Genomic DNA, 14,178 nt, shown 5'->3' on the forward strand with positions numbered 1-14,178 from the left:
TGCGCTACCAGCTGCGCCATAGCCCCGTGGCGTTTCGGTCGGTTCCCCGACCTGCCTGAACGAAACTACACCACCGGGTTACCCGGAACCAAATCGCCTGGTTCCGGGCGTAACGGTGGGTCAGGGCGCCAGATTCTGCACCCACTCGGAATCGTTGACATCGATCTTGGTGTCCCCGTCGAAGACGGTGGGTGTGGCGGCCTTGGCGGACAGCGCCTCGGTGAGCGCCCGGGTGGCCGCCGCGGCAGCGCCCTCGGCTGCGGCCCGGCGGGTGTGCAGGACGATGCACTGGTGGGCGGTTTCCGTGGCGCCGGCCTCGGCGGCGATGGCGGCCAGTTCCTCGTTGGTCAGGTCGGAACCCTCGTCGGGTTGACGGGTGGTGAACAGGGTGTCGTGGAATCTGGCGAACACCGGACCGGAGCCGCCTTCGGCCACGCATTGCAGGGCCGCGATGGCGCGAGTGGAGTAGTCCTTGCTCGCGGAGCGGTCGTTGAGGAAGTCGACGTAGAGATAGCGGACGGCGAGTTTGCCCTCGTCCAGTTTCTGGGCGATCTCCTGGCCGTAGCGACGTTCCAGGAGACCGCAGGCGGGGCAGAGCGGATCCAGATAGATATCGATGGTTTTGGGGGCGTCGGCCTGCCCCAGCCGGATGGCATCACTTTCCAGCGACACCACCACCGCCGCCTGGTGCACCGACCCGTAACCGTTGTTGCGGACCTCGGTGGTGCCGTCGGAGCTCCATCGATAGACCAGGAACACGATCAGTGCGATCAGGGCCACGGCCAGGGCGCCCAGCGCATAGGTGGTGCGGCTGGAGACGGGCCGGGGCGTGTACTCGGACGGTGCGCTGCTCACCCTTCCACTCTGCCGTAGGTCGCTGTCGCGATCACGTTCCTCGGAATGTGCGCAGCGTCATTCGGCGGGTTTACCGGTCCTATCGACATGTGGTGCGACGATGCGCGGGTTCGTTGTGGCGATACCGCTACCGGGACCGCCGTCACAGGCGGACGAGGCGGCGAGTTCCTCGGCCTCGTCGTCGACGGTGAGCACGTGTTCGGCGGTGCGGTCCGCCGGGAGGTCTCGACGCAGGGGTTCGGGGACGATCAACCAGACCAGGGCGGCGAGTGCGAGCAGGGAACCGGTGACCGCCAGGCCGGCACCGTAGGACAGCCGCTCGGCAATGGCGCCCACCACCACCGGGCCGAGGACGGTGCCGAGGTCGGCCGACATCTGGAAACCGGCGAGCACCGGGCCGCCGCGGGCGTTGGGGCCGATGACATCGGCTACGGCGGCCTGTTGGGCAGGGGTGAAAAGACCCGAACCGAGTCCGGCCACGAACGAGGCGACCAATAGCCAGACCAGGTTCGCGGCGATACCGAGGCCGCCGGTGCCGAGTGCGCACAGGAGAGTGCCGGTGATGAGCAGGGGGCGGCGCCCCCACCGGTCGGACAGTCGGCCCGAGACGAACAGCACGGTCGCGTTACCGGCAGCGAAGACCGTGAGCGCCACCCCGGCCATTCCGGCCGGTTGCCCCAGCACCTCCACCACCAGCAGCGGAACCAGCGCCATCCGCACCCCGAACACCGCCGCGCCATTGGCGAAGTTGGACCAGAGCACCGCGCGGTATTCCGGCCGGGCCAGACCCTGGGTGAAGGTCATGGTCGGCGCGGGACCGGAGCCTTCGGGTTCGATGAGCCGCGAGTCCTTCAGGTTGAAGTACACGATGGCACTGGCGATGAGCAGGGCGATGGCGTAGATGAGGAACGGCGCGCGCAGTCCGAAGCGGGCGAGCGCGCCGCCGATCAGCGGGCCGGCCAGCGAGCCGATCAGGAAACTGGTGGACCACAGCCCCGATGCCCGTCCGCGCAGTCCGGGTGGGGAGAGCCGAATGAGAAGGGCCATCGCCGAGACGGTGAACATGGTGGAGCCGATCCCACCCGCGGCCCGCAGCACCATCAGCTGCCAGTAGGTCTGTGCGAAGGCGCTCGCGCCGGTCGACAGGGCGACGATGAGCAGCCCGCTCAGGTATACCCGTCGCTCGCCCAGCAGTTGTACCAGCCGCCCGCTCACCGGGGCGAACAGCAGCCGCATGAATGCGAACGCGCTGACGATCGCCGACGCGGCCGCGATCCCCACCCCGAAACCGAGCGCGAACTGCGGGAGGACGGGCGCGACCAGACCGAAACCGATGGCGATGACGAAGGAGGCGCCCACCAGCACCCAGATCTCGCGGGGCAGGGTTTCCGCTCGAGGGCGTTTACGCAGGGATAACGGGCCGACTCTACTGCTCACTCGATCCACTATCCCCCGGATAGCACCCGGCCCACCATCTCCTCCGCCTCGGCCTGCACCTTCGCCAGGTGCTCGGGTCCGTGGAACGATTCGGCGTAGATCTTGTATTTGTCCTCGGTGCCCGAGGGCCGGGCGGCGAACCAGGCGTTCTCGGTGGTCACCTTGAGCCCGCCCAGCGGGGCGCCGTTACCGCGGGCCCGGGTGAGCACCTCGGTGATCGGTTCGCCCGCGATCTCGGTGCCGGTGACCTGTTCGGGGCTCAGCGCGGCCAGCAGTTTCTTCTGTTCCTTGGTGGCCGGGGCGTCGATGCGCGCGTAGGCGGGGCTGCCGTAGCGGCGTTCGAGTTCGGCGTATCGAGCCGACGGGCTCTCTCCGGTCACGGCCGCGATCTCGGCGGCGAGCAGGGCGAGCACGATGCCGTCCTTCTCGGTGGTCCACACCCCACCGTCCATGCGCAAAAACGACGCGCCGGCGCTCTCCTCACCGCCGAAGGCGAGGCTGCCGCTGAACAGCCCCGGCACGAACCATTTGAATCCGACCGGGACCTCGTGCACCTCCCGGCCCAGCACCTTGGCCACCCGGTCGATCATGGACGAGGTGACCGCCGTGCGACCTATCTTGGTGAGCGCATCCCACCCCATGCGGTTGGCGATCAGATATTCGACGGCGACCGCCAGGAAATGGTTCGGGTTCATCAGCCCGGCGTCGGGGGTGACGATGCCGTGCCGGTCGGCGTCGGCGTCGTTACCGGTGGAGATGTCGTAGTCGTCCTTGATGGCGATCAGCGAGGCCATGGCATGGCGCGAGGAGGGATCCATCCGGATGACACCGTCGCTGTCGAGCGACATGAACCGCCAGGTGGGGTCGACGGAGGGATTCACCACCTCCAGTTCCAGGTCGTAGCGCTGGCCGATTTCCTCCCAGTAGTCGACACTGGCCCCACCCATCGGGTCGGCGCCGAGTCGGATACCGGCGCCGCGGATGGCATCCATGTTCAGTACCGCGGGCAGGTCGGCGATGTAGTGGTCGAGATAGTCGTAGCGTTCGACCGTGCGCATGGCCTGCGCCAGGGGCGCGCGGCGCACCTCGGCGAGACCGCCGCGCAGCAGCTCGTTGGCGCGCGCGGCGATGGCGTCGGTGACATTGGTGTCGGCGGGGCCACCGTGCGGCGGGTTGTATTTGATACCGCCGTCGCGGGGCGGGTTGTGCGACGGGGTCACCACGATGCCATCGGCCTGTTGCCGGGTCTCGGTGCGGTTGTGCCGCAGCACGGCGTGGCTGAGCGCGGGGGTTGGGGTGTAGCGGCCCCGGGAGTCGATCACCGCGCCGACCTCGTTACCGGCGAGAACCTCGAGCACGGTGGTCCAGGCGGGTTCGGACAGGGCATGGGTATCGCGGGCCAGGTAGACGGGTCCGGTGATACCGCGGGTGGCGCGGTATTCCACGATGGCCTGGGTGATGGCCTGGATATGCGCTTCGTTGAAGGTGCCGTCGAGGCTGGAACCACGATGGCCGGAGGTGCCGAACACCACACGCTGCGTCGGGTCGTCGGGATCGGGGACGCGGCTGTAATAGGCGGTGACCAGCCCGGCGATATCCACCAGATCGTCGGGGCGGGCGGATCGTCCGGCGCGATCGTGGGCCATGGTCGGAACTCCCTTCATGGTCGGCTGCGATCGACTCGTCATCGTGATCATGCCAATATCTCCGCGGTTCGGGCAGCCGTACGGGCCGCCGTCACCGTGTGCCCCCGTACAGTCGGGATTTCGATACGCTGCCGCAGCACACGGATATTTCGGTCATCGTCCGGCCCTTTCGTCGTGCTGTTCCCGTTGTCCCGCCACGCTACGCACTTCCCACCGGCCCCCACGTCGACATCATTCCGAGCATCGCGGCGCCGAAGCAAATCACGGTGGTCCCCACCGAATATCGGATGTCGCACTCGCACCCCGATCCGGACGGCGCGGAAACCGGCCCACCGCGACCGGGAAACGTGGTCGATCCGCCGGGCGGGCCGATATCCGGCAAAGGCACATCCGGCAAAGGCATGGCAATCCGCGTGCCCCTTCTGTTCGGCAGTCGCGACCATCGGCCGCCGATCGCTGCGTGTCCGACCACGCCGGCGAGGCGGGCGTGGTCGCCCGGTTCGGATCGAATGGATCGAAAAGTCGCCGCATTCCGCCGGTATCTCCGTACTCATCTGTGGCACAAGCGCTTACGTAATGCCGAACACGATTGCGAAAAGCTCGGACACCCAATCGAAATGGCCTTGCGGACTATCGAACGCGACCTTCGGGGCGATCGTGGCTTGCTACGATTCGAGTGTGGAATACGCCACGACCACTCCCGGCGCGCCCCGGCTGCGCGCCGATGCCGCTCGTAATCAGCAGCGCATCGTGGCCGCGGCGCGGGAGCTGTTCGCCATCCGAGGTCTGGAGATCACCCTCGACGATGTCGCCGAACGGGCGGGCGTCGGAGTGGGCACGGTCTATCGCCGTTTCGCGAACAAGAAGAAGCTCATTACCGAGGTCTTCCATCGGCACGTGGATACTTTCGCCGAGGTCGCCGAGGAGTGTCTGCGCCATCCGGATCCGTGGCTCGGATTGGTGGAACTCATGGAGTACGCCTGTCGTCATATGGCGACGAATCGCGGTTTCGGCGAGGTGATACTCGAGCTGCGCGGCAATGTCGAGCAATTCCGCAGCATTCGCGAGCGAATCGATCCGGCGGTAGCGGCCGTGGTCGACCGGGCGCGTGCGGCGGGGGTGATCGTCGCCGATATCGGGGCCGCCGATCTCTTCGTCATGATCCGCATGGTCGCCGCGGCGGCGGCATTCGCCGGATCGGCCGATTCGGAATCGTGGCGGCGTTATCTGAGCATTGTGCTCAACGGTATCCGGGCCGATGGCACCCCGCGTCGAGAAATAACGCTCGGCGCCACGGACGGGTCCGGGCCGGAGGCGATCGGCACCTATTGCCCGATGAACCACCATCGCGGGCCGAGCGCGGCAACGCACGGTTCCCGCACGTCCGAGTAGCGACAACACCCCCACCGTAGCGCGCGACACGATTCGTCCCTTAAATTGGACGAGTGACCAACTCATGGGTGAACTGGGCCGGAGACCAGCGGTGCACACCGGCACGACCGGCCGCCCCCCGCGACCACGCCGAACTGGCCGAAACGCTCGACCGCGCGTCCACCGACGGCCACCGGGTTCGGGTCGCGGGTGCGGGCCATTCGTTCACCGACACCTGCCTCACCGACGGGGTGCTGCTGGATCTGTCCCGATTGAACCGGGTCCTCGATATCGACCCGGCCACCGGCCTGGTCCGCGTGCAGGCCGGCATACGCCTCAATGCCATCAGCACCGCGCTCCACGAACACGGCCTGGCCTTCCCCAATCTCGGCGATATCGATGTGCAGACCATCGCGGGCGCCACTGCCACCGGCACCCACGGCACCGGTGCGAAACTGCCGAATATCTCCGCCGCGCTACACGCGGTGGAGTTGATGACGGCGGACGGCTCGACCGTGGAACTGGACGCCCGATCCGACCCGGACGGCTGGCGGGCGGCCCGGGTGAGTGTCGGCGCCCTCGGTGTGGTGACCGCGCTGACCCTGCAATTGGTGCCGTCGTTCGTCTTGGAAGGTGTCGAACGGCCGATGCCCGTGGAGGAGGTACTCGCCGACCTGGACTCCCATGTGGAGGGTAACGATCATTTCGAGTTCTACATGTTCGGGCACAGCCCGATCGCCATGACCAAACGCAACAACCGGGTGGAACTACCCGCCCGGCCTCGCGCCAAGGTCGTGGACTGGATCGCCGATATCCTGCTGTCGAACTACGCCTTCGACGTCCTGTGCCGGGTGAGCCGACGGGTTCCGGCGCTAACCCCCTATATCCAGCGCGGCGCCGCCTACGCGGGAAGTTACCGCAGGCAGGTGGACTATTCCTACCGGGTGTTCGCCTCGCCGCGGCTGGTCCGTTTCACCGAAATGGAATACGCCATACCCCGACGGCACTCGGTGGCGGCGATCCGGGCGATCAAACGGCTTTCGGCGGAATTCGGCACCCCGATGCCGGTCGAGGTGCGCTGGGTGGCCGGCGACGACGCGTTCCTGTCCCCCGCGACCGGACGCGATACCTGCTACATCGCGGTGCACATGTACCGGGGCATGGACTACGAACCGTATTTCCGCGCCTGCGAGGAGGTCTTCGACGAGTACGAGGGCCGGCCACACTGGGGAAAGCGTCACTTCCAGACCGCGCAAACCCTGCGTCCCCGCTACCCGGACTGGGATCGGTTCGCCGCCGTCCGACGCCGTTTCGACCCCGAGGGCAGATTCGCCAACGACTATCTGGATCGCGTGCTCGGCCCGATCGGGTAACGGCCGAAGGCTCAGCGCTCGAGTATCCGTCGCACCAATCGGGGTAGCGCCTCGCCGATCGGTTCCCGGACGACCTCGGTCGCAATCGAATCGTACGGTGTCGGTTCGGCATTGACGATGATCAGATCGGCTCCCGCGTCGACGGCCCGCCCACACAGCGAGGCCGCGGGTTCCACCTGCAGTGAGGTGCCCACGGCGAGGAAGATATCGGAGGTTTCGGCCACCAGCGTGGCCTTCAGCAGGGTCCGGGGATCGAGGGACTGCCCGAACATGATGGTGCCCGCCTTCAGCACCCCACCGCAGTCCGGGCACGGCGGATCGGCCTCACCCGCGGCCACCCGCTCCAGGGTCGCGGCCATACTCGAGCGGTAGTCGCATGCGACGCAGACCACGTCGAACATATTGCCGTGGATTTCCAGAACCCGTTGCGGAGTGGAACCGGCGCGCTGATGGAGCCGGTCGATGTTCTGGGTGATGATGGTGACCGTGCGGCCTGCCCGCTCCAACTCCACCAGCGCGGCATGTGCGGCGTTCGGCTCGGCGTTCCAGGCTGGATTGTCCCGGCGCGCCACCCAGGAGCGTTCCCGAATCGCCGGATCCGCCAGATAGTTGTCGTAGGTGAACAGCAGTTCGGCCATGGGGTCCTTGGTCCAAACACCACGTGGCCCACGGAAATCCGGGATTCCGGAGTCGGTTGAGATACCGGCACCGGTGAGAACGCCGATTCGACCGCGCCGGTGGTACCAAGCGGTCATCGCCACCACCGCCGTGCGAGGACGGCCGGCCGGCACAGCTGTCGTCTCGTCGAAGAGGGCCGTATCCGCATATCCGCCAGCATAGGACGCCGATGCGGCCCGTCCCGGTCGGGAGTATCGGCATCACTGCACCCGTCGACGCCGGTCGGCATCGACAATGCGCAACTCCAACCGCACCGCGATCTCGTCCACCTCGAGCGCGCGCCGTAACCGCGGCACCGCCTCATCGAGAATTCGATGCCGCAGTGCGCCGATATCGGCATCCGCGGCGACGGTCACCCGTAGGTCCAGTTCGGGCGCGGTCAAGGGCCCCGACAACCATGCGGCAGCGGCGCGGACCGCGGACAGGGCCGCGATATCGGCGGCCACCGGAGCGGCCGCGGTCGCCGACGACAGCGTCGTCCTCCCGGCGGAGCCCTCGGTCTCCATCCGCCACCACCGCGGTTTCGGCATGCGGAACATTTGCGCCAGGAGCCATCGCAGACACAGCAACCCGAGCACGACGACACCCGCCACCACCGTCCACAGCACCCAGTTCGGCGGGGCGGCGGTGCCGGGTACCAGGGTGGAACCCGCATCCACCCAGGGCAGTCGGTCGAAATGCGCGGCCACGACCAGGCCGCCGACGACAAGCAACACCACCCCGAACACCGCGAGCAGGGTGCGGTTCAGCCTGGCGGGGCGGTCGTTTCGCGTCATCACGGCCGGCCCGGTTCGCCATCCGGCATCGTCGATCCGGTTACCCCGCCCGCACCGGCGGTGGGGGCGTATCCGGTGTGGCCACGGGTTCGCCGCCGCAGCGTCGCGGGGCGGCGATGGGTGCTGCGCCGTTCCCGGTGCGGGCCGTGCACCCGGGCATGCACCCGACGCAACGGCGCACCGACTTCTCGGACGCGCTCGCCGAGGACGGAACACACGGCCGCGGCCATATCGTCGTGGGAGCGTCGATCGGTGCGCACGATCGCCAGCGCCAGGTCGCGCCGGATCCGGACCCGTGCGGAGACCACTCCCTCCACCTCCATCGCACTGTGACGCAGGAGCGCTCGCAGATCACGGCGCCCGATACCGGCCTCGATTCCATCCGGGCGCGAATCGGTCAGCGGCAGCACCCGGGCACGTCCGGGCAACAGCGCCGTCACCAACAGCAGTGCCCCGATCACCGCCACCGCCGAACCGACCGCCAGGACCTGCGGTTCGTCCCAGGTGCGTCCGTGCAGTTCGTAGGCGACCCGATCGTAGGACATGTATTCGCGCACTCCGATCAACCGCTGCACCAGCGAAACCCCCACCGCGACGCACATCCCCAACAGCGTCGACGCGACCAGCACGGCCGGTACGACCCGACGGGGCCTGCGGCTCACCGCACCCTCCCTACGGGCGCGGTCCGGGTGACCAGCTCGGTCACCTCGATATCGATGTAGACGACACCCAGCCCGGTCAACTCTTCCGTGCGCTGCCACAGATACGCCCGACAGGCGTCGGTGACCCGGCCGACCGGTTCGGGATACCGCACCGGCACCCGCACACTCAGCGCGGTGCTGTCCCCGGAGACCACGGCCTCCACCTTGGCCTTCCCCGCGACCCCCGGAACCTCCGTGGCCAACTGCGCGGCGATCCGGCGCACGGCGCGCCCGCTCACCGTCGTGACACCCGGCAATTCGGCCGGCGGCAATGCGGCGATATCCACGGTCATCGGCGGTCCCCGGGCCGGCGCGTCGATCGGAGCAGGCCATCGAGATCGATCTCCCCGTCGAGCCACCGTCCGATCAACAGACCGCCGGCCGTGAACGCCGCAACGGTCAGTAGCGCGCCGAACCCACCCAAAGCGGTGGCCAGACCCAGTGCGGCGCTGATCAGCAGGCATATCGAGGTGGCGTTCACAATCGGCTCCTCTCCGCGCGCCGGGCTACTGCACCCGACCGGCGGGGACATCGGATTCGTCGTCTCCCGGGATGTGGACATCATTGACATTGATATTGACCTCGACCACCTCGAGCGCGGTCATCTGCTCGATCGCGACGATGACATTGCGCCGCACCACCCGGGCCACTTCGGCGATATGCACGCCGTACTCGACCACGATCTCCAGGTCGACGGCCGCCTGTTTCTCCCCGACCTCGACCGAAACGCCCTGCCCGATGCTGGAGGAGGCGCCGGGGATCCGGTCGCGCAATGCGCCGAACGCTCGGGCTCCGCCACCGCCGAGGGCGTGCACGCCGGGAACTTCGCGCGCGGCCAATCCGGCCACCTTCTGCACCACGACATCGGCGATGGTGGTGGTGCCCTTCTCGGTCACCAGAGCATGTTCTCGGCCCGGCACAGCGGTCGGGGCGGCCGCCGGAGTATCCGCCGAACGCGCTGTCGGATAGGTCTTCTCACCGAACGATGTATCGCTTTCGGGCGGGCCGGAAGCGCTCTCGGCACTGAACGAAACCATTCGATTCCTCCTGGATCACGGTGAAACACATTCGATTCGCGCGTGTCCGGCCCGCGGGGAACCGGTACGGGGCGTGGGGCTCACCCGATCATCTCCCCTCGGGCAACGGCCGCGGTGTCGAGTTCGGCGACCACCAACCGCAGTTCGACTCCCTCCCATGCGGTACCGGACAATACGGCGCGGATCGTGGCGGCGGCCCGCTCCAGCAGCGGGGGTAGCGGCAGCATGGTGGCGACCACCCGAATCTCGATCACCTCGGGTGTGAGGTCCACGGCGAGTTTCCGGTCGTCCCGGAAAGACCGACCTGCGCTCTCTCGCAGAAACGGGATCGCGAGTCGTATCCCGGGAAGATCCTCGACGGCACCGAGGATTCGATCGGCGATGTCGTCATCAACGCGCCGGTCGGCCATTACCGCACCTCCGGCGCGATATCCAGAACGGTCACCCACACCTCCGCCACCCGCTGCCCGGTCTGCTCCCACACCACCCGAGTCACTTCCTCCTGCACCGCGCGCCCCACCTCCACCGCAGACCGGTCCGCCACGATGGCGATATCGACCTGCACGAGCAAACCGGTCTCGCCCCGGCGCACCCATACCCCTTCGGGCGACGCCGGGGCGATATCTCTCCGGTGCCGACGACCCGCGCACGGCACCGAGGACACAAGCCCTCGGGTACCCGGTTCCGGTCGCGCGACACCCGGGACAGCGGCGACGGCCATGGCGGCGACGACGGCGACGACCGGTGGTTCCACCACAATCGTCAAGGGCCCGGCCGTCATGGCCGGTCCTCGGGATCGTCCTCGGTATAGACATCCCCCAGATGGATATCGAGCCGGTGCACGGCCGTGCCGATCCGCTCGGCCACGGTGATGCCCACCCGCTCACGCACGACCGGTAGCAGCGGGGCCGTGGTGACGCCGAACCGGACCGCGAGGGTGAGCCGGATATCGAGCGAGAATCCTCCTCCGGGTCCGGCATCGGCCGCGGCGATCCGACACCGGCGGGCCCGCACTCCCGGCACGGAGTCGGCGGCATCACACACCACCGCGGCCACCACCTGTTCCCCGATCCGAACCCGGCCGGGCCGTGCGGTCGGGAGCGGGAGGATACGACCGCGGCGCATCTCGGCCCGAACGGCGGACATGACTCGTTCGACCGGATCGAGGTATGGATCACCCTCCCGGGGGGCGCGCTCGGAGCGGATGTCCTCGGCGGGCGATTCGGTGGGCGCCGGGTCCGCGCCCGTTCGCGGACGGCGGGAACGGAGCAGATCCGGACACCGATCGATCGTCGTTCGATACAGCCACTCTGCGAATGCCGCGTCGTCGTCGAGTCGGGGCAGATGGCGCCATGTGAGGAGGAAGATGTCCCGAACGGTCTCCTCGGCCTCGGCCCGGTCGGGCAATATCGTCGCCACCGTTTCCGATACGGAGGTCAGGTATCGCGACACCAACTGCTCGTAGGCCCGTACATCACCATCTCGGGCCCGGCCGACCAGGGTCGCGTCGTCCGGCACCGCATGCGGTAGGGATGTGATCGTGGTCATACCCACCTCCTCCACCGCTCGGTCCGTCCGTTGCCGATGAGGCAACCGCACGTCCGATTATTCCGCGATCACCGCCGCTGGGAGCACGACCATTTCGGTCACGAGCCGACCCGCGGGGAACAATTCGCGCACGACCGTTGTTAATGGCGCGAGTAGGTGACGGGATACACCGGACGACCGTACCGATCGTTTCTCCCCCGAGAGTCGACACGCGCAATGATCGCTGATTGTTTGCCCCACCCTCGAGTGGTATCTCTACCCTCGAGTTCACGCCATACAACCGAACAGATCGACCCGAGTTCCACCGTCTCCCATCCCGGAAAACAACTTTTACCGAGCACTTCCCGGCTCTACAGTGAAGATGAATACTCACCCCAAGAGTTCGGGAAATGTGAGGCGCAATAGATGTCTCATAATTTGCTGTGTCCGCTTTCGGTGGCGAACGAGTCATTACGGTCGAGCGCCCCAGAGGCATGAGCACAACACGAAAGGTTCCGCCATGGCTCGCCACGCCGCCACCGGCACGGAAAACCCCCGCGCCATCTCTGTCCTGCCCGAAAAACATGAGCATAACGGTTTGATAACCCGAACCGCGGGGTACTCGGAGACCATGACAGCAATGCGCAACCGGCCCGCCCGGATCGCCGGTATGGAATGGGGCACCGCGCTGCTGGCCTTGGCCACGTGCCTCACCTTCACCGCCGGGATCGCCGCCATCACTCAATCCGCCACGGATGCCCTGGTGGCCACCGTCAGCATCGCAGTGGGCCTCGCGGTCGCCCTGCGGACGCTACGCTCGGCCCGCTGACTCCCGGTCAGGACAGCGCCGGCACCGCGGTTCGCGGATCGATACCGCTGAATACCAGGCCGATGACGAAACCCGCGGCCTCCTCCAGCTGGCGGGCCCGCGCCAACGAACCCAGAACCGCTGGTTGCGCTCCCGCATCTTGCACCAGTTCCTCCACCATTCGCAATGACGCGGTATCGTCGCCGCAGAGCACGACCGTCGTCGGCTCGATATCCGTCCCCTGCCAGTGACTCGCGGGGACCATGTGGAAGGCCTTCACCACCCGCGCCCCGGGCGCCAACGCACCGATGCGCTGGGCCCCGGAAGTGCCGGGCTCGGTCAACAGAACCCCGACCCCGTGCTCGACGGCATTGGTCGGATCGATCACTGTGATATCCGCGAAGGCCCCCTCGTCCGCACCGGCCCGACGCAGCGTCTCCTCGACACCGCCCCACGGCACGGCCAACAGCACCACGTCCGCGCCACGGACCGCGTCCCGCGGCGAGGCCGCCGTGGCGGAACCCACGAGCCGGGACGCCAAGGCGGCGGACCGATCCGGCGACCGCCCGGCCACCACGATCTCGTGTCCGGCAGCCGCCCAGCGCATACCGAGCGCCTCGGCCATCATCCCCGTACCCAGAACCGCAATTCGCATGACACAACTCCTCGTTCACGATGATCGATCGACGGCTACGGTAGGAAACCCCCTCCGCACCGATCGGTGCGGAACGACCGACGAATATGGGCAGTGATGAACGAGTGGGACCACCATGAGGAACCGGTCGCCGACTGCCGTCCGCGGGCCGCCTTCGATCTGTTCGCCCATACCTGGGATCCGGTGGTGCTGACCACCCTTCGACGGGGGCCGCGACGACGCACCGAATTACGCGCCGAGATCGGCGGCATCAGCGACAAGGCCCTCACCGAAGCAGTGCGTCGGCTGTTGGGTTACGGGCTCATCGCCCGCCGGTCCCATGCCGAGTCCCCGCCCCGGGTGGAGTACCTGACGACCCGGCTCGGTACCACTCTGGTGGACGGGCCGCTGACCGCTCTGGCGTCCTGGGTACGCGAGCACGGAGATGAGCTCGGCGTACCGGATTCCACCGTGACCACTTCGCTGCGCCGGATCGACAACCCTCCGAACTGAAATGGACCAACCGGTTCGCATTTTTCAATAGCCAAGCGGAACAAGAGCATTCGCGGGAAATCCCTCCCCATTCCTGATAACAGAGCGGACCGGGCAGGCCGTACTGTGACGATATGTCCAGCGAGCGTTCTCTGCGGCCCCAGTCCCGCCGCGCTTCGATTCGGCCCACCGAACAGCTCGACGGACTCCCCCGATCCGGAGCCGACCCGAGACCCCCCGAACCGAACCTCCCGCCGACACCGGGGAGATCCGGCCCCCCGATGCCGTCCGAATGGCAGCCGGGCAGCGCCGCATTCGCCGGTCTCTGCGTCGGTCTGGTGCTGCTGGTGGCGGTCTTCTACTTCAGTGTGGGGCAACCCGCCCTGAACACTCCCGCCGCCGCGACCACCACCACCGCCATACCCGAGAAGCCCTCCCCGAGCCCCACCCCCACCCCGACCCCGACCGTTCCGCCCGCCCGCGTCTCCCCCCAACCAAGGGACCTCGGTGTCGGCGTGGCATTCGGCAAGGTCGTCGAAACCGATGGTTCCACCCTCGTCGTGACGAGCCCGTTCGGCGGGAAGAACACCACCGTCCACACCCACTCCGGAACCAAGGTGTACGTACTGATCGCCACCCAGGTGCAGGGCATTCGTGTCGGCGCAGCGATCATGGTCTACGGCCGCAAGAACCCCGATGGCTCGGTCATCGCCGATGTGATCACCGGGACCTCCTTCGGGCTGCTGGTCCCCCACCGCCCGAGCGGCGAACCGCCGTCGAACACGCGAAGTACCTTCTCGAAGAACTCCTGCCCGACCCGGGGAGGAATACACTCCCCCTGAG

18 protein-coding genes are annotated in these 14,178 nt (G+C 67.5%); 5 read left to right on the forward strand and 13 right to left on the reverse strand.

Annotation, left to right across the window (positions count from 1 at the left end):
* Positions 1 to 120: 120 nt before the first annotated feature.
* From ON32_RS15535 to pgm, 3 genes are read right to left on the reverse strand one after another with little or no spacing between them, the layout of a single operon-like run.
* Positions 121 to 855 carry a thioredoxin domain-containing protein gene (locus ON32_RS15535; RefSeq protein WP_040791656.1) on the reverse strand — a complete coding sequence of 245 codons (735 nt, stop codon included), beginning with the start codon at positions 853 to 855 and terminating at the stop codon, positions 121 to 123.
* 57 nt (positions 856 to 912) lie between these two features.
* Complete coding sequence (locus tag ON32_RS15540) at positions 913 to 2,292, reverse strand: MFS transporter (RefSeq protein ID WP_245551079.1); 1,380 nt, start codon at positions 2,290 to 2,292, stop codon at positions 913 to 915.
* An 8-nt stretch (positions 2,293 to 2,300) separates the two neighbouring features.
* The gene (gene pgm / locus ON32_RS15545; protein ID WP_040791657.1) at positions 2,301 to 3,938 is read right to left on the reverse strand and encodes a phosphoglucomutase (alpha-D-glucose-1,6-bisphosphate-dependent); all 1,638 of its coding nucleotides are present in this window, start codon (positions 3,936 to 3,938) and stop codon (positions 2,301 to 2,303) included.
* A gap of 678 nt (positions 3,939 to 4,616) precedes the next feature.
* Here pgm and ON32_RS15555 point away from each other — a divergent pair.
* A complete protein-coding gene (locus ON32_RS15555) occupies positions 4,617 to 5,330 on the forward strand; it encodes a TetR/AcrR family transcriptional regulator (protein WP_245551080.1) in 714 nt (237 codons plus the stop codon).
* Between the two features lie 53 nt (positions 5,331 to 5,383).
* Positions 5,384 to 6,682 (forward strand): D-arabinono-1,4-lactone oxidase, encoded by a 1,299-nt coding sequence (locus ON32_RS15560; protein ID WP_040791659.1) that lies wholly within the window; start codon positions 5,384 to 5,386, stop codon positions 6,680 to 6,682.
* Positions 6,683 to 6,693: 11 nt separating this feature from the next.
* Here ON32_RS15560 and ON32_RS15565 read toward each other — a convergent pair whose 3' ends face one another.
* The 9 genes from ON32_RS15565 to ON32_RS27145 form a co-directional block, all read right to left on the reverse strand.
* Positions 6,694 to 7,437: an SIR2 family NAD-dependent protein deacylase gene (locus tag ON32_RS15565; protein WP_040791693.1), complete on the reverse strand. Its 744-nt coding sequence runs from the start codon at positions 7,435 to 7,437 to the stop codon at positions 6,694 to 6,696.
* Between the two features lie 123 nt (positions 7,438 to 7,560).
* Positions 7,561 to 8,136: a hypothetical protein gene (locus tag ON32_RS15570; RefSeq protein ID WP_040791660.1), complete on the reverse strand. Its 576-nt coding sequence runs from the start codon at positions 8,134 to 8,136 to the stop codon at positions 7,561 to 7,563.
* On the reverse strand, positions 8,136 to 8,798 hold the full coding sequence (locus tag ON32_RS15575) for a DUF6286 domain-containing protein (protein ID WP_174361637.1): 663 nt from the start codon (positions 8,796 to 8,798) through the stop codon (positions 8,136 to 8,138). The genes ON32_RS15570 and ON32_RS15575 overlap by 1 nt, the downstream gene beginning before the upstream one ends.
* Entirely contained in the window at positions 8,795 to 9,130 is a 336-nt protein-coding gene (locus ON32_RS15580; RefSeq protein WP_040791661.1) for an Asp23/Gls24 family envelope stress response protein, read from the reverse strand. The genes ON32_RS15575 and ON32_RS15580 overlap by 4 nt, the downstream gene beginning before the upstream one ends.
* A complete protein-coding gene (locus tag ON32_RS15585; protein ID WP_040791662.1) occupies positions 9,127 to 9,318 on the reverse strand; it encodes a hypothetical protein in 192 nt (63 codons plus the stop codon). The genes ON32_RS15580 and ON32_RS15585 overlap by 4 nt, the downstream gene beginning before the upstream one ends.
* Before the next feature lie 25 nt (positions 9,319 to 9,343).
* Positions 9,344 to 9,874 (reverse strand): Asp23/Gls24 family envelope stress response protein, encoded by a 531-nt coding sequence (locus ON32_RS15590; protein WP_083874561.1) that lies wholly within the window; start codon positions 9,872 to 9,874, stop codon positions 9,344 to 9,346.
* A gap of 80 nt (positions 9,875 to 9,954) precedes the next feature.
* The gene (locus ON32_RS15595) at positions 9,955 to 10,284 is read right to left on the reverse strand and encodes a hypothetical protein (protein ID WP_040791663.1); all 330 of its coding nucleotides are present in this window, start codon (positions 10,282 to 10,284) and stop codon (positions 9,955 to 9,957) included.
* Positions 10,284 to 10,655 carry an Asp23/Gls24 family envelope stress response protein gene (locus tag ON32_RS15600; protein ID WP_040791664.1) on the reverse strand — a complete coding sequence of 124 codons (372 nt, stop codon included), beginning with the start codon at positions 10,653 to 10,655 and terminating at the stop codon, positions 10,284 to 10,286. The genes ON32_RS15595 and ON32_RS15600 overlap by 1 nt, the downstream gene beginning before the upstream one ends.
* Positions 10,652 to 11,422 (reverse strand): RNA polymerase sigma factor, encoded by a 771-nt coding sequence (locus tag ON32_RS27145; RefSeq protein ID WP_157224209.1) that lies wholly within the window; start codon positions 11,420 to 11,422, stop codon positions 10,652 to 10,654. Before ON32_RS27145 ends, ON32_RS15600 begins: the two co-directional genes overlap by 4 nt.
* 619 nt (positions 11,423 to 12,041) lie before the next feature.
* Here ON32_RS27145 and ON32_RS27815 point away from each other — a divergent pair.
* On the forward strand, positions 12,042 to 12,230 hold the full coding sequence (locus tag ON32_RS27815) for a hypothetical protein (protein ID WP_245551081.1): 189 nt from the start codon (positions 12,042 to 12,044) through the stop codon (positions 12,228 to 12,230).
* Positions 12,231 to 12,237: 7 nt separating this feature from the next.
* Here the strand turns inward: ON32_RS27815 and ON32_RS15620 are convergent, their stop codons facing one another.
* Entirely contained in the window at positions 12,238 to 12,864 is a 627-nt protein-coding gene (locus tag ON32_RS15620) for an NADPH-dependent F420 reductase (RefSeq protein WP_040791666.1), read from the reverse strand.
* A gap of 96 nt (positions 12,865 to 12,960) precedes the next feature.
* Between ON32_RS15620 and ON32_RS15625 the strand changes: the two genes are divergently transcribed.
* Together ON32_RS15625 and ON32_RS15630 are read left to right on the forward strand one after the other, a co-directional pair.
* Positions 12,961 to 13,356, forward strand: coding sequence for a winged helix-turn-helix transcriptional regulator (locus ON32_RS15625; protein ID WP_051133303.1), 396 nt, complete (start codon positions 12,961 to 12,963; stop codon positions 13,354 to 13,356).
* Positions 13,357 to 13,616: 260 nt separating this feature from the next.
* A complete protein-coding gene (locus ON32_RS15630; protein ID WP_040791667.1) occupies positions 13,617 to 14,177 on the forward strand; it encodes a hypothetical protein in 561 nt (186 codons plus the stop codon).
* Position 14,178: the final 1 nt, after the last annotated feature.

The sequence above is a fragment of the Nocardia paucivorans NBRC 100373 genome (assembly GCF_000308675.1).
Classification (GTDB): domain Bacteria; phylum Actinomycetota; class Actinomycetes; order Mycobacteriales; family Mycobacteriaceae; genus Nocardia; species Nocardia paucivorans.